12 protein-coding genes are annotated in these 14960 nt (G+C 60.1%); 7 read left to right on the top strand and 5 right to left on the bottom strand.

Annotation, left to right across the window (positions count from 1 at the left end):
* Window positions 1-64: 64 nt before the first annotated feature.
* Entirely contained in the window at window positions 65-1450 is a 1386-nt protein-coding gene (locus tag ACR0NJ_RS01275; RefSeq protein WP_480815318.1) for a M20/M25/M40 family metallo-hydrolase, read from the top strand.
* Window positions 1451-1584: 134 nt separating this feature from the next.
* Here the strand turns inward: ACR0NJ_RS01275 and lpdA are convergent, their stop codons facing one another.
* On the bottom strand, window positions 1585-2979 hold the full coding sequence (lpdA, locus tag ACR0NJ_RS01270; RefSeq protein WP_480815317.1) for a dihydrolipoyl dehydrogenase: 1395 nt from the start codon (window positions 2977-2979) through the stop codon (window positions 1585-1587).
* Between the two features lie 215 nt (window positions 2980-3194).
* Here lpdA and ACR0NJ_RS01265 point away from each other — a divergent pair, with 215 nt between their 5' ends.
* Entirely contained in the window at window positions 3195-3629 is a 435-nt protein-coding gene (locus ACR0NJ_RS01265) for a hypothetical protein (RefSeq protein WP_480815316.1), read from the top strand.
* On the opposite strand, the gene ACR0NJ_RS01260 is transcribed toward ACR0NJ_RS01265, so the two are convergent.
* The 4 genes from ACR0NJ_RS01260 to ACR0NJ_RS01245 form a co-directional block, all read right to left on the bottom strand.
* Complete coding sequence (locus ACR0NJ_RS01260) at window positions 3626-4204, bottom strand: DUF924 family protein (protein WP_480815315.1); 579 nt, start codon at window positions 4202-4204, stop codon at window positions 3626-3628. The two genes, ACR0NJ_RS01265 and ACR0NJ_RS01260, sit on opposite strands and share 4 nt — an antisense overlap.
* 108 nt (window positions 4205-4312) lie before the next feature.
* Window positions 4313-5584 carry an MFS transporter gene (locus ACR0NJ_RS01255; protein ID WP_480815314.1) on the bottom strand — a complete coding sequence of 424 codons (1272 nt, stop codon included), beginning with the start codon at window positions 5582-5584 and terminating at the stop codon, window positions 4313-4315.
* A gap of 111 nt (window positions 5585-5695) precedes the next feature.
* The gene (queA, locus tag ACR0NJ_RS01250; protein ID WP_480815313.1) at window positions 5696-6742 is read right to left on the bottom strand and encodes a tRNA preQ1(34) S-adenosylmethionine ribosyltransferase-isomerase QueA; all 1047 of its coding nucleotides are present in this window, start codon (window positions 6740-6742) and stop codon (window positions 5696-5698) included.
* A 44-nt stretch (window positions 6743-6786) separates the two neighbouring features.
* Entirely contained in the window at window positions 6787-10161 is a 3375-nt protein-coding gene (locus tag ACR0NJ_RS01245; protein WP_480815312.1) for a YhdP family protein, read from the bottom strand.
* A gap of 68 nt (window positions 10162-10229) precedes the next feature.
* Here ACR0NJ_RS01245 and ACR0NJ_RS01240 point away from each other — a divergent pair, with 68 nt between their 5' ends.
* The 5 genes from ACR0NJ_RS01240 (at window position 10230) to aqpZ (ending at window position 14930) form a co-directional block, all read left to right on the top strand.
* Window positions 10230-10691: a peroxiredoxin gene (locus ACR0NJ_RS01240; protein WP_480815311.1), complete on the top strand. Its 462-nt coding sequence runs from the start codon at window positions 10230-10232 to the stop codon at window positions 10689-10691.
* An 84-nt stretch (window positions 10692-10775) separates the two neighbouring features.
* A complete protein-coding gene (locus tag ACR0NJ_RS01235; RefSeq protein WP_480815545.1) occupies window positions 10776-11594 on the top strand; it encodes a ferritin-like domain-containing protein in 819 nt (272 codons plus the stop codon).
* A 180-nt stretch (window positions 11595-11774) separates the two neighbouring features.
* Window positions 11775-13106: a DUF5930 domain-containing protein gene (locus tag ACR0NJ_RS01230; protein ID WP_480815310.1), complete on the top strand. Its 1332-nt coding sequence runs from the start codon at window positions 11775-11777 to the stop codon at window positions 13104-13106.
* Window positions 13096-13596, top strand: a complete 501-nt coding sequence (locus ACR0NJ_RS01225; RefSeq protein WP_480815309.1) for a bactofilin family protein — start codon at window positions 13096-13098, stop codon at window positions 13594-13596. Before ACR0NJ_RS01230 ends, ACR0NJ_RS01225 begins: the two co-directional genes overlap by 11 nt.
* Window positions 13597-14240: 644 nt before the next feature.
* Window positions 14241-14930 (top strand): aquaporin Z, encoded by a 690-nt coding sequence (aqpZ, locus tag ACR0NJ_RS01220; protein ID WP_480815308.1) that lies wholly within the window; start codon window positions 14241-14243, stop codon window positions 14928-14930.
* The last annotated feature ends 30 nt before the right edge of the window (window positions 14931-14960 follow it).

Below are 14960 nucleotides of genomic sequence, written 5' to 3'. Positions count from 1 at the left end.
CCACTGGACGGCACCTTTGACCCTGATAGGGTCCCGCACACACCACCAAAATCAGGAGCCCGCTATGTCTTTAGACGCTGTGCTTAGCCGGATCGATTCCGATCTGCAAACTTCGATCGACCGTTTGATGGAACTGTTGCGTATCCCGTCAATCTCGACCGATCCGGCTTACAAGGAACAAGTGGATCAGGCCGCCGGTTGGCTGGTTGCAGATCTGCAAAGCCTGGGTGTTGCGGCCGACAAGCGTGAGACAACCGGACACCCGATGGTCGTTGGTCATGTGGGCGAAGATGGCGATGGGCCCCATGTGCTGTTCTACGGCCACTACGATGTCCAACCCGTCGACCCACTGAGCCTGTGGAATCGAGACCCGTTCGATCCCGCGCTTGAAGAAACTGAAAATGGCACAGTGATCCGCGGGCGGGGTTCGTCCGACGACAAGGGCCAGTTGATGACCTTTATCGAGGCCTGCCGCGCGTGGAAGGCCGTTCACGGCAAGATGCCCTGCCGCATCACCTTCTTCTTCGAAGGCGAAGAGGAATCCGGCTCGCCCTCGCTGGTGCCGTTCCTCAAGGATCATACCGAGGAACTGAAGGCCGATCTGGCGCTGGTCTGCGACACGTCCATGGTCTCGCGCGGCGTTCCCTCGATTGCCTCGCAACTGCGCGGCCTGCTCGAAGAGGAATTCACCCTCACCGGCCCGCGCATCGACCTGCATTCGGGCCATTACGGCGGCCCCGGCCTGAACCCGCTGCGCGAAGTGTCCAAGATCATCGCGTCATTCTATGACGAAGACACCGGCCGCGTCGCCGTCGACGGCTTCTACGAAGGCGTCCACGAGGTCTCGGCCGAGCAACTGCACCAGTGGGAGAACTGCGGCTTTGACGAGACGGAATACCTGAACTCGGTGGGCTATTCCCAGCCGCACGGCGAAAAGGGATACTCGACGCTGGCACAGCAATGGGCCCGCCCGACGCTTGAAATCAACGGCCTGTGGGGTGGCTATCGAGGGGTCGGCACCAAAACCGTGATCCCGTCCAAGGCACATTGCAAGATCACCTGCCGTCTGGTCGGCGACATGGACCCCGCCGCGCTGCGCGGCAAGATCCGCAAACACGTCGAAGACCGCCTGTCGACCGATGCGAAGATCGAGTGGGAGGACAACGTGGCGGGCGACCCCGCCTCGGTCATGAACCTCGACCGCCCCGAGTTCGAAGCCGCCCGCGGCGCGCTGTCCGAAGAATGGAACCGCGAGGCCGTGTTTACCGGCATGGGCGGCTCGATCCCTGTGGTCGGCTACTTCCACGAGGTTCTGGGGCTAGATTCGATGCTGGTGGGCTATGCCAACGATGATGACGCCATCCACTCGCCCAACGAGAAGTATGACGTCAAAAGCTTCCACAAGGGCATCCGCTCTTGGGCCCGCATTCTGGACGCTCTGAACCGTTAGGACTTTTTGCGAGGCTCTGCCTCGCGCTCCGGGATATTTTTAGCCAGATGAAGTGTGGATCCCCTGCTTCATCTGGCCAATAAATATCCCGGGGGAGTCGCGGCTTGCCGCGGCGGGGGCAGAGCCCCCTTCCCTCACATATGGATTACACGCCCATAAGCATCCAGCACGCTTTCGTGCATCATCTCTGACAGGGTGGGATGCGGGAAGACCGTGTTCATCAGGTCTTCTTCGGTGGTCTCCAGCTGGCGACCCACCACATAACCCTGAATCATCTCGGTCACTTCAGCCCCGATCATATGCGCGCCCAGCAATTCGCCGGTCTTGGCGTCGAAGATGGTCTTGATCATCCCCTCGGGCTCGCCCAACGCGATGGCCTTGCCGTTGCCGATGAAGGGGAAGCGCCCGACTTTGATGTCATAGCCAAGCTCCTTGGCCTTCGCCTCAGTATAACCCACCGATGCGACCTGAGGCTGGCAGTAGGTGCAGCCCGCGATGCTTTCGGGTTTGACGGGATGCGCATGTTTGCCCGCGATCAGCTCGGCGACCATGACGCCCTCGTGGCTGGCCTTGTGTGCCAACCAGGGCGCACCCGCGATATCACCGATGGCATAGAGGCCATCGACGCCGGTTCGGCAGAATTCATCGGTGACCACATGGGTTCTGTCGATTTGCACACCCAGAGCCTCAAGCCCGAGGTTTTCAACATTGCCAACGATACCCACGGCTGAAATCACGGTGTCAAAGTCGTGTTTCTCGACCTTGCCCTTCACTTCGATATGGGCGGTGACTTTGCCCTTGGCGCGGTCCAACTGCTTGACCATCGCCTTTTCCATGATCTTCATGCCCTGCTTGGTGAAGGCCTTCTTGGCGAAGGCGCTGATTTCGGCGTCTTCGACGGGCAGTACGCGATCCATGACCTCGACCACAGTCGTATCGGCGCCCAGCGTGTTGTAGAAGCTGGCGAATTCGATGCCGATTGCGCCCGAGCCGATGACCAGCAGTTTCTTGGGCATCCGCGGCGGCTGCAGCGCGTGCTTGTAGGTCCAGACCAGATCACCATCGGCCTCAAGACCCGGCAGCTCGCGTGCCCGCGCGCCAGTGGCCAGCACGATATTCTTGGCCGTCAGTTCCTCGGTGCCCTTGTCGGTCTTGACGCTGACCTTGCCCTTGGCAGGGATCGTCGCCTCGCCCATCACCACGGCAACCTTGTTTTTCTTCAGCAGATGCCCAATGCCACCGGACAGTTGCGCCGCAACCCCGCGCGAGCGTTTGACAACCGCGTCCAGATCGTAGCCGACCTTGTCCGCCTTCAGACCGAAATCTTTGGCGCGCTCCATCAGGTGGAACACCTCGGACGAGCGCAGCAGCGCCTTGGTCGGGATACAGCCCCAGTTCAGGCAGATGCCGCCCAGATGCTCGCGCTCAACCACTGCGGTTTTCAGCCCCAGCTGTGCAGCGCGGATTGCGGCGACATAGCCCCCTGGCCCGGCGCCAATTACGATCAGATCAAAAGATTGTGCAGCCATGTGTCCCTCTCGGCGCAGGTCGATAGAAAATTTAGTTTACCGTTAAACTAATTTCCGCAACGCATCAACACACTGCCCCGCGACAAAAGCGACGCAGGGTCAATTTGGTCGCATTGTGCGGTTTTCAGCCTATACCCGAGGGGGCGCAATAGCTAGAAAAGAAGAGGTTGAACGCCGCAGACTTTCCCAATTCCAAGATATTCGAAAGGCTTACCATGGCCAAAACGCTCAAAGATCTTTTACTTGCCCTGCTGAACGCGACGCTGATTTTAGTGGCACTTTGCCTGTTTCTGGGTTGGAAGCTTGTCTCGACAGTCGACGGGGTCACATCAAAATTTGCGCAGAACCTGCAGGTCGTGGCCCCTTTCCACGATCAGGCGCAGGAACTGCGCGGCGAGCTTACAAACCTGCGCAGTGAACTGGCGGACCTGCGGACCGATGGTGGTGTGCTGGATGAGGCGACGGCGCAGCGTCTTAATCAGGCGTTGGGTCGGCTGGAACAGATCGAGGACAAGCTGCAAACCGTTCAGACGCGGTTTGCGGATATGGCGAACTCGCCAGAGTTGTTGATAGATCAGGCGATCACCACATCAGCCGACGTCATTGCCGATCAGATGATCGAAATCCGGGGCTGCGTGCCAGAAGCTTAGCTGGCCGCCTGCAACTCGCGCACCGTCGCGCCGTAGCCACCCATGCTGACATAGGCTGCCTCATGCTCGGTCGTGGCGCGGGACAGGGCCTCGTTCCGATATGGAAAGCGCCCGAACTTGCGGATCACTTCGCGATGCGCCCGTGCGTGCAGTAGATTGCTTGAATCGTCGCTGCTCATGTTCTCGCACATCAAACGCACGCAGCGTTCCTGATCACACAGGTTTTCCGAATGCATCAGCGGCAGGTAAAAGAACTGCCGGGCCGGTTCGTCAATCTTTAGATCCCAACCCTTATCAATGGCACACTTTGCTGCCGCCAGCGCCGCCCGGTCGGTGGCAAAGGCCCTGGCCTCGCCCCGGAACATGTTTCGCGGGAACTGATCCATCAGAATGATGTACGCCAAGGAACCGCTTGGATAGGTCAGCCAGAGCGAAAATTTGCCCTCGTTCGCTACCTTCCATGTCTCGATGAAACGGTCGCGGATGTCGGCGTCCAACGCCTCATCCTGCAGATACCAACCCTTGGGACCAACCTCATCTAACCAATAACTCAATACACTTTCAGGACCAACCATGCCCTAAACTCCGATTTGCACCCTCCCCAGGGACGTATCTTTATTTAAATCCGTTTTACAGAACCGTTACAGTAACATATTGCAACATAGGCGACATAATCTCGTGTCCTAGGCAACATCTTGCGTATCCTGGTCCGCTTCGGCGGCTTCTATAGCGACCTCTTGTGCCACCTCAAGCGCAACAGGTGACGCTGTTGGATACAATGTGGAGATTGTGCCGGTTTCGTCCACGGGAATCGCCGCGCGCTGGGTCGTGCGGTACAGCGCGTAGGCCGCCGTTGCGAACAAAAGAAGCGCGATAAACAGGAAAAAGCCCGGCGGTCCAAAGACCCCATCTCCCATGAGCCAACCGGTGATCAACGGCCCGGCAATCGCACCCAGCCCGTTGATGAACAGTAGCCCGCCCGAGGCGGCAGCCATGTCTTCGGGTTCCAAAAAGTCATTCGCGTGAGCGATGAGAAGGGAATAGAGCGGGTTGGACATGCCGCCAATGATAAAGGCGGCGGCCAGCAGGATCGGGAAGGTTACACCAAACATCATGCCGGTGATTGCGCCACATCCCCCTGTCGCGGCAACAAGCAGGATCAGGAAGCGTCGGTCCATACGGTCCGAGAACCAGCCCAGCGGATATTGCAGCACAATGGCCCCGATGTAGAACGCGGCAACAAAGGTCGAGATTTCGACCAGCGTCAGCCCGGCGCGCGCGCCGTAGACCGATGCCATACCGAACTGGGCCGAGAACACGCCGCCCAGCAGGAACATGCCAACACAGCCCAGCGGAGATTTACCCATCAACTCGCGCAGGGTCATCGGTTTGGTGGTGTCAAAAGCCGGGGTTGGAGAAATCGACAGAAGGATCGGCGCGAACGAGACCGAAACCAGGATCGACGCGATCACGAAGGTCTCATACCCCGCCGGGTCACCGGCCAGCACCAGAGCCTGTGCCCCGATTATGCCGGACATCTGAACGATCATATAAAGAGACAGGGCCTGTCCCCGGTTTTCATTGCTGGCCGCATTGTTCAGCCAGCTTTCCGCAGTGACATACACACCCGAAAAGCAGAACCCGATCAGGACGCGGCCCAGAACCCAAGCGACCGGATCGGTCAGCATCGGGTACATGATCATAACCGCCGATATGAATGAGGCCAGCGCCGCAAACACCCGCACGTGGCCAACGCGGCGGATCATCTCGGGGGCAAGCCGCGAGCCACCCAGAAACCCGACAAAATAAGCCGACATGACAAAAGACATCTGCAGGGTCGAAAAGCCCTCGATCTCGCCACGCACACCCAGGATCGTGCCCTGAAGGCCGTTTCCGACCATCAGCAGCCCCATGCCGAGCAAAAGAGCCCACGCGCTGGACAGGACCTGAATCATTGGGGCCTCCGGAGTGTTGCCGACCTGTTTGGCCTTTGTTTTGCGATCAAAACCCGCCTTGGTCGCGCTTATCTACGACATTCTGGAAGTTTGATGCCCGGAACGCGCCCATCACGGGATTAAAAGCGACGCATCACCGTAGGAAAAGAAACGATATTTCTGCCAAGTAGCATGCGCATAGACGTCGCGCATCCGGGCCTGCCCCATAAGGGCAGAGACCAGCATCAGCAGGGTGGATTTTGGCAGGTGGAAATTGGTCATAAGCGCGTCTGTCACCTGAAACTGAAAGCCGGGATAGATGAAGATTCCTGTCTCGCCTTCCCATGGCTCGATCCGACCGCCGCGCGCGGCGCTTTCGATCAGGCGCAGCGCTGTGGTGCCGACCGGGATTACACGCCCGCCCGCCGCTTTGGTGGCCCGGACCTCTTCGGCGGCTGCGGCGCTGACCCGGCCCCATTCCGCGTGCATTTTGTGGGTCGTCACATCTTCGACTTTAACGGGCAGAAACGTGCCCGCCCCCACATGCAGGGTGACATGGCTGATCTGCACTCCGCGATCCGTCAAAGCCTGCATCAGAGGTTCGTCGAAATGTAAAGAGGCCGTTGGGGCCGCAACGGCACCCGAGTTGCGCGCCCAGATGGTCTGATAGTCGGTCTTGTCCTGTTCATCCGCCGGGCGTTTAGCCGCGATGTAGGGCGGCAGGGGCATCGCGCCAGCCTGTTCCAGCGCCTCGTCGAAATCCTCACCTGACAGGTTGAAGCGCAAACAGGCTTGGCCGTCTTCTACCCGCTCCAGGGTGGCGCTCAGGTCGTCCGAGAAAACGATACGCTCACCTGGCTTCACCTTTTTCAGCGGTTTGATCAGAGCGGCCCATGTACCATCGGCTTGAGGGTCCAGCAGGGTGGCTTCGATCGCGGCTGACACGGGCCCCTGAGCGCTGTCTCGATGACGCCGACCGCTCAGGCGCGCAGGGATCACCCGCGTGTCGTTCAGCACCAGCCGGTCGCCGGGCTGCAGCCAGTGCGGCAGGTCAAACACGTGACTATCGGTGATCGCGTCGCCCTGCGCCACCAGCAGCCGCGCCGACGAGCGCGGGCTGGCGGGCCGGGTGGCGATCAGGTCTTCGGGCAAGTGGAAATCAAAGTCGCTCAGTTTCATGGCCGCGCCTTACAGTGCTGCAACAGATTCGGCCATATGCCGGTTTACCGGTCGCTTGCCTTTGACCCGAACGTCTTCTTAAGCTCGTCCGGCTTTTGCGGCTGCGCGTTGGGTCCGTCGGAAACCTTGGGCGCTGGCGGGCGCAGCAGATTGCGCAGGAACAGCGGGGCAAGACCGGACAGAGGGTTAACCGAGACCTTGGGCGAGGCAAGCGGCCCGGTTAGCGTGTAATTGAAGCCAATGACCCCCTCACCCTTTTTGGTGAACACGCTTCCAATGGCGTTCACCAGATAGATTGGAGAAATCGCGCCACGCAGGTTCAGCAGCCCGGCCACTGTATCGATGGTTCCGTCAAAGGACAGGCCCATCGACGGGCCAACCGCGCTGCCGCTAAGCACCTTGATTTCGGTTGGGGTGATCCGCATCCGGCTGTCGATGGTCGAGAAAAAGATGCCCTGCCCCGCCATCTCATCCAGCAACCCGACCAGGCTGATCGCGTTCAGCAGCGCGGCCATGGCCGGAGCATCCTGAATGCGCGTGTTTACGATTTTCAGGATCACGTCGTAGCTGCCCGGCGCAGTGACCGGTTCAAGCTGCAGGTCAAAGCCGCCGCCGCGCGCCTGTGTCAGCACTCCGGCAGACCGCAGGACGGCCCCGGCATTGTCAGATTTCAGGTTGACCGCGCTGCGCCCGTCGCGCGGGGTGACCTCCCCCCGGACCGAGGCGCCACCGTTGACCAGAGCCGTAAAGGGACCACGGACGCCTCCGCTGGTCTGGAACGCACCTTTGAACCCGGTCAGCGCAATTGTCTCGGTGACCTGCAGACGGTCCAGCGTGACGTCCAGTTTTGGACTATCCGCCGCGCCTCCGCCGCCTGAGCCGAAGGTCGAGCGGCCCAGATTCAGCACACCGCCCAAAACGCGGATATCCGGAGCCGCCGAGCCGCGCGACACCAGCTCTGCCGGAACTGCCAGCCAGTTGCCCAAATCGAATGAGCTGAACTGCACGCGGTCGAACTCGCCTTCCTTGAACGAAATCGAGGCCGACGTGCGCAAGCCAGCAGCATCAAGACGCAGGGAATCCACCTTTAGCTGATCCCCCAGCGTAGCCTCGGCGGTCAGCGTGCCGGTGCCGTTCGCGCTCTTGCGCCAGCCCAGTTCGGGGATCGCAAGCGCAACGCCGACAAGATCGGAGGATGCGCTTAGCTTCGGCGGCTCGCCCGCGCCGATGCCCAGCGTGATATCCGCCAGCCCCTTGCCGGTCAGCATGCCCTGCGGCAAGCCAGCATTGATCTCGTCCATCAGGCGCGGCGACAGTTCGATCTGTCCCGTCAACTCACTGCGTTGCGCGGTTTTGCCATCAATGGGCTGATACCAGCGGGCCTGAATCGGGACGTCTCCGAACAGGCCCTGCCCGTCGATTTCCACACCGTTCTGATTGCCGCTCAGGTCAAGCAGATCGGCACTGACCGCGAAACCAGGCACCAGACGGTCACTGCTGAGATTGCCGAGATCGCCAGAGAAGTGGAACTCGGTCTCCTGAAACTGCAACCCTTTTTTCATGGGCAGGGACAGGGTTCCCGACAACGCGACGGACCCGTCCGCCAGATCGACCGGCAGCCCCGCTTTGCTGAGCAGACTCAGCGGTGGACGATCCAGCAGGGACAAGGCGGCTGTCACGCTGCCCGCCGCATTGATCCGCGCTATGGCGGGTGAAGATTTCTTGATTTCGGTATCGGGCACGATGAAGGACGTGCCCGAGGCATCAACGGCCCCGCCTTCATCCGCGATCACAACACCGCTTTCAGCCGTAGCGGTGAACCTGTTTTCAATCAGGATGGCCTGCCCTTGCGCGTTTTGAATCGGAGGCAACGTTTTGACGAACTGAATCGTCGCCTTGCTGAACCCGAAATCCAGATAGATATCCGGTTTTTCACGGGGGCGCAGACGCAGGGCGAAATCCATGTCCGACAACTCGCCCTCGTGCAGGTTTTTCGTCACCCAGTCGCGCGGCTTGGCGGCCAGACGCTCGGGCCAGTAGCTGAGCACCTGATCCGAGGTCATCGCGTCCAGATGCGCGTCCAGATCGACCGACCAGCCATCGGGCAAGCCCACCAGATCGCCTCGCGCGCGGAGCGTGTGTTCGGTATCTTCAATCGTCAACTGTCCGACACGCAGCCGAAACGGGTCGAGTTTCAACTGAAGGTCCAGTTCCGCATGTGTCAGATCCAGCGGTTCAGGAAACAGGTTCGCCGGGTTCACGTTCAGCCCTGAAAACCGCAGTTGTGCGGACAGGCTCTCCAGCACGCCGTTTTCGACACCCTGCAGAAAGGCTTTGCCATCCGCCTGAATCGACCCCCAAGCGGACATGACAGACACTTCGTTGAAGTCCAGCGCCTGCTGCTTGGGATCATAGGTGAAATAAGTGCGCGCCGAGTCGAACGGAACCGGAAGGGTCTCGGGGTTCGGCTGCAGCGCGCCCGCGCCCAGGTTCAGCGTCGCGAACAGGGGGCCAATTGCACCGTCGCCATCCACGCTGCCGCGCAGGGCACCAGATATTGGCGCGCGCAGGTATTGCAACCAGGCCAACGCCGCGCTTTGCCCGGCGATGTCTTCCGCCGGAAGATCGGTGATCGAAACGCCGAAGCTTGCCGACGGGGTACCCAGAACACTGGTATAGTTCGCCTCAATCTCGCTGGCATAGTCGCGGCCCGACAGCACCGAGAAGCCGGTGGCTAGGCGCATTTCACTGGCGTTGCGCGTGGCCTGTATGTGGCCACCATCCATGACCCAGGACCGCCCTTGCCGCAGATCGGTGAAATCCAGCGTAATCGCATCCACCTGAACCGAGGTCAGCGCCGACAGGGCCGGAGACAGAAAGACCTCATCCGCAGTTTCGATCAGTTGGGCGAGGTTCGGAGCCTCCTGCACCGGAGCACTCCCCGCACCCACGGTCAGGGTCAGCGCCCCGTCCACCCCGCGTGTCAGCGCGATCTGGGCCCCGCTGAGGTTGATCCGTTTGGGCCGCACATGCCCGCGCAGCAACGGGCGCATCGCAAGGCTTGCGCGCATGTCCGACACCTGCGCGATCTGCTGACCCGCCGCGTCGCTGATGCTGACATCCGTCAGGCGCAAGCGCGGCCGCCACCCTTCGTGAATGATGAAACTGACATCGCCAAAGCGGATTTGCAGCCCGCCCATGTTCTGTTCCAACCGGGCCTCGACCCGATCCCGAACCCAGACGGGCGCGTGGATGGTCTGGCCCAGAACCATGAAACCGGCAAACAGCGCCAGAACCACCAGAAGCAACGTGCCCCGCATGGCCCACAGCCCGGCAGCACGGCGGCGGGAACGGCGACGTTTGGGTTTCCCCGCCGTCTCGTTACCTTCCTGTTTCTGCTGCACCAATTTGCTATCCACGCCTTTCCACCCGTCCGGGATGCCCTATGATAATCGGCAGCCCTTAATTCTCTTTACCGGAGTTTCCAATGCCCGACATTTCAGACATGGCCCCTGACTTCACCCTGCCGCGGGACGGTGGCGGCGAGGTGACACTTTCCGATCTGCGCGGTGGCACCGTCGTTCTGTTCTTTTACCCCCGCGATGATACGCCGGGCTGCACCAAGGAATCTATTGGTTTCTCAGAACAACTTCAGGCCTTTGCGGATTCCGGCGCTCACGTTTTCGGCATCTCGCGGGACAGCGTGGCCAAGCACGACAAGTTTGTCGCCAAGCACGGGCTGACCACGCCGCTTCTGTCGGACGAAGGTTCGACCGTGTGCGAGGATTACGGCGTGTGGGTCGAAAAGAACATGTACGGGCGCAAATCCATGGGGATTGAGCGGTCGACCTTTATCATCGACGGCGAGGGTAAGATCGCCCGCGTCTGGCGCAAAGTCAAAGTGCCCGGCCATGTCGACGAGGTGCTGGAGGCGGTCAAAGCCCTCTGACACTCGACCCCGTGCGCCATTCGGTCTATCACCCGCAGCGAAGCAAGCAGGCGGAGCGACAGAGTGCCTCAAACACTGACCCAAATGGCGACCGAGGTACTGACAACAGCGGACGGGCGGGCCAAAACCGCCCTGTCCAAACGCCACGCCGCCGCGTGGTTCGCCGCCCGCAAAGATGAGGCCGAAGCGATCGAGGTCGGCACAGCCACGCCACCGCCGAACCCGGCCCGCCCCGAAAAGCCCGAACTATTGTCCCCCCGCGACGTACCCAAACGGCGGCCGGGCACCGAGGCCGGGCGTATCGCCCTGCTGCACGCGGTGGCGCATATCGAGCTTAACGCGGTCGATCTGCACTGGGACATCATCGCTCGGTTCGGGCATGTGCCGATGCCCATCGGGTTCTACGACGACTGGGTCAAATGCGCCGAAGAAGAATCGCGCCATTTCGAGATGGTCTGCGATTGCCTGGAAAGCATGGGCAGCCATTACGGCGCCCTGCCCGCCCATGCGGGCATGTGGCGTGCGGCGGAAGACACTGCCGAGGATCTGATGGGCCGCCTGGCCGTGGTTCCCATGGTGCTAGAGGCGCGCGGACTGGACGTCACCCCCGGCATGATCGAAATCTTTCGCAAGGCCAAAGCCGATAAGGCCATCGCCGCGCTGGAGGTGATCTATGCGGAAGAGGTCGGCCATGTGGCCTATGGATCGAAATGGTTCCATTTCCTCTGCGGTCGCGAAAACGCCGACCCGAAGGACGTGTTCCACGATCTCGTCCGGCGTTATTTCCACGGGGTGCTCAAACCCCCGTTCAACGAAGAAAAACGCGCCGAGGCCGGGTTGCCGCCCGACTTCTACTGGCCGCTGACCGAAGACCTGCCTGCGCCCGGTCAGGTCTCAAAATGATGTGTTTCCGTTAATTTCGGCAATATCCCGCCGATGAACCGCGGAAAATCCGCATGGATCGCGGCGGATGGGTCAACAAACTTGCCCGACCGCGACCGGCCCTTTATGCAAACGCCCCAAGGGACGGCGACGCACTCACTCACGACCGGTCCCGATCTTGGGGACGAGAGGATAAGACGCGTGAGAACACGTCTGGCAATCAAACTACATGCGCTGCTTGAACGGCACTTTCCCGAACGCCGGGTCTTTCTGAAATCCGACAAAGACACACGGTTTATCCGTCTGAGTTCCGAGACGCAGGTGGCAGCCGTCGCCGGTGTCGCGGTCATGGTCGGCTGGACAGCGGTGGCCACGGCGATCCTGCTGATGGACAGCATCGGGTCGGGCAACTTCCGCGAGCAGGCGAAAAGGGATCAGGCCACCTATCAGGAACGTCTGAACATCCTGTCGACCGAACGCGATGCGCGGGCGCAGGAAGCGCTGGCGGCACAGGACCGGTTCAATGCGGCGTTAGAGCAGATTTCGGCGATGCAGTCGGAACTTCTGGCCTCGGAGAACCGCCGCCGCGAGTTGGAGACCGGGATCGAAGTGATCCAGACCACCCTGCGCGCCACCATGAAGCAGCGCGAAGAGGTTCGGACCGAACTGGCCAAGCTGCAGCAGGAAACTGACGGCACCGACATGTATATGGCCTCGGTCGCCAACCCTGCTCAGATGGAATTCATGACCGACGCGCTGGCCCGCACGGCAGAGCAGCGTGACCAGATCGCCGCCAATGCGCTGGACGCGCTGGATCAGCGGGACGATCTGGAACTGGAAATCCGCCTGATGCAGGAACGCAACGACGAGATTTTTCGCCAGTTGGAAGAGGCAATGGTGATCTCGGTCGAGCCGCTGGACAAGATGTTCCGCAGCGCAGGCATGCCCACAGATCGCATCATCGAAGAGGTCCGGCGCGGATATAGCGGTATGGGCGGTCCGCTGACCCCTTTATCCTTCAGCACACGCGGTGAAGAAGAAGACCTGTCTGCGGACGAGGTCCGGGCGAACACATTGCTGCAACAGATGGATCAGCTGAACCTCTATCGCATTGCCGCTGAAAAAGCCCCCTTCGCCAGCCCGGTAAACGCAGCCGTGCGCTATACCAGCGGCTACGGCACCCGTCGCGACCCCAAAACCGGTGGTCGGCGTATGCATAACGGCGCGGATTTCGCGGGCGCACATGGCACAGATATCTTTGCAACCGCTGACGGAGTCGTCACCCACGCGGGCTGGCAATCGGGCTTTGGGCGGCTCGTCAAGATCAAGCACGCCTTCGGAATTGAGACACTTTACGCTCATAACACCAAGATCAACGTAAAGGTCGGTCAAAGGGTCTCGCGCGGGGATCATATTGCTGATATGGGTAGCACCGGACGGTCTACCGGCACACATTTGCACTATGAGGTGCGTGTGAACGGAAAACCTGTAAACCCAATGACTTACATCAAGGCTGCGAGAAATGTTTTCTAAGAGCAAAATCAACGAGCCCGGGTCGAAAGAAGCCGAGGCAGCAAAACCGGCCGCTCCGGCCACACCGGCGACCCCTGCACCGGCTGAAACCAAGGCCAGCACCCCGCCCAAGCCCAAACCTCCGGCATCGGTCCTGTCTTCGGACTTGCACATCACCGGCAACCTCAAGACGAGCGGTGATATTCAGGTTGAAGGCACCGTCGAAGGCGACATCCGCGCGCATCTGCTGACCATCGGCGAAACCGCCACCATCAAGGGCGAAGTCACCGCCGACGACGTCGTTGTCAACGGCCGCATCGTGGGTCGCGTGCGTGGTCTGAAGGTCCGCCTGACCTCGACCGCACGGGTCGAAGGCGACATCATCCACAAGACCATCGCCATCGAAAGCGGCGCGCATTTCGAAGGCTCGGTCCAGCGTCAGGACGACCCCCTGAACCCGGGCCGCAGCGGCAAATCGGGCGCAAACCCGGCGGCGGAAGTGAAGCAGTAAGCTTCAATCCCGACACAGTGACAGAAATCGGCAGCGCCGCAGGAGGTCCTGTGGCGCTCTGTTTTTTGGAGCGCTCATCGCGGTTTGGAATGTCGATATGAGGACCAAGCAGTCGTTCAAACCAATTGGAAGATAAGATAAGAACTTGTCGAACTGCACACTTTGAACTTGTCTGATCGGACTTGTGTTCTCATGACAAAAAAGCTTCTAGCAGTTAGCGCCTTTTGCGGTGTCTGCGCATTTTCCATGATTTTCTTTGAATCGCAGATAGTCGGCTATCTTTCGAGTGTGGGCGTATACTACCGGGCAATTCTAGTTTGGGTTTTGGCTGTTTTAGCCCTTGTGACGGTAGGAATCCCTTTTGGGATTTACATTTTTCACCTGTCGAATTGGATCGATAAAATCAAACAGGACTCACCACTTTATTCTGACAAGAAAGACGATCTTTAGATTTTGGTTGTTCGAACAGTATGTCTGTAAGGGGCTCACAGCGGGCGCTCATTCTGCTGGACGTCGAGCTGCACATATACAATATTTGTGGTTCCAATCTGCCTTATCCTGGCAAAAAATCCCCCTATCCTTCAATTTCACAAAAAATACTATTTGAATTAAACTAAAACCCATTGATTTGCGGAGGTGTTTTCATGTCATCGAAACTTATGGCCGAGTTCTTCGGTACATTCTGGCTGGTCCTTGGCGGCTGTGGCAGCGCGGTTCTGGCGGCGGGTGTTGCAGATGTGGGCATCGGGTGGCTGGGTGTTTCACTGGCCTTTGGCCTGACGGTTCTGACGATGGCCTATACGGTGGGCCATATCTCGGGCGGACATTTCAACCCGGCGGTGAGCCTGGGTTTGATGATCGGCGGGCGCTTTCCGGCCAAGGACCTGTTGCCCTACTGGGCCGCGCAAGTGATCGGCGCGATTGCGGCGGCTGTGGTTCTGTATCTGATCGTCAGCGGCGCACCGGATTTCGCCGGGGTCGGCGGTTTTGCATCGAATGGATATGGCGAGGCATCCCCTGGAGGGTATTCGCTGATGTCCGCGTTGGTGATCGAGATTGTGATGACCGCGTTCTTCATCCTGATCATTCTTGGCGCAACGTCCAGCGGTGCGCCTGCTGGTTTTGCCCCCATCGCAATCGGTCTGGGGCTGACGCTGATCCATCTGGTGTCGATCCCGGTGACCAACACCTCGGTCAACCCGGCCCGCTCGACCGGCGTGGCGCTGTTTGCCGACAGCCCTGCCCTTGCGCAGCTTTGGCTATTCTGGGTCGCCCCGCTGATCGGAGGCGCGGTCGGTGCGCTGATCTGGAAGGCGATGTCGTCGGATGACTGACACACTGCTTTGCCATCAGCGGCAGTGAAG

Source organism: Ruegeria sp. F11, from assembly GCF_056533855.1.
Note: the sequence above shows the minus strand (reverse complement) of the source record. Positions and strands in the feature narration are given on the sequence as shown.

Excerpts from the sequence above, each read along its gene's own strand:
- ACR0NJ_RS01260 (WP_480815315.1), bottom strand. The coding sequence starts at position 4,204 with ATGGTTGGTCCTGAAAGTGTATTGAGTTATTGGTTAGATGAGGTTGGT.
- ACR0NJ_RS01235 (WP_480815545.1), top strand. The coding sequence starts at position 10,776 with ATGGCGACCGAGGTACTGACAACAGCGGACGGGCGGGCCAAAACCGCC.
- ACR0NJ_RS01255 (WP_480815314.1), bottom strand. The coding sequence starts at position 5,584 with ATGATTCAGGTCCTGTCCAGCGCGTGGGCTCTTTTGCTCGGCATGGGG.
- ACR0NJ_RS01275 (WP_480815318.1), top strand. The coding sequence starts at position 65 with ATGTCTTTAGACGCTGTGCTTAGCCGGATCGATTCCGATCTGCAAACT.
- ACR0NJ_RS01240 (WP_480815311.1), top strand. The coding sequence starts at position 10,230 with ATGCCCGACATTTCAGACATGGCCCCTGACTTCACCCTGCCGCGGGAC.
- queA (WP_480815313.1), bottom strand. The coding sequence starts at position 6,742 with ATGAAACTGAGCGACTTTGATTTCCACTTGCCCGAAGACCTGATCGCC.
- ACR0NJ_RS01225 (WP_480815309.1), top strand. The coding sequence starts at position 13,096 with ATGTTTTCTAAGAGCAAAATCAACGAGCCCGGGTCGAAAGAAGCCGAG.
- ACR0NJ_RS01265 (WP_480815316.1), top strand. The coding sequence starts at position 3,195 with ATGGCCAAAACGCTCAAAGATCTTTTACTTGCCCTGCTGAACGCGACG.
- lpdA (WP_480815317.1), bottom strand. The coding sequence starts at position 2,979 with ATGGCTGCACAATCTTTTGATCTGATCGTAATTGGCGCCGGGCCAGGG.
- aqpZ (WP_480815308.1), top strand. The coding sequence starts at position 14,241 with ATGTCATCGAAACTTATGGCCGAGTTCTTCGGTACATTCTGGCTGGTC.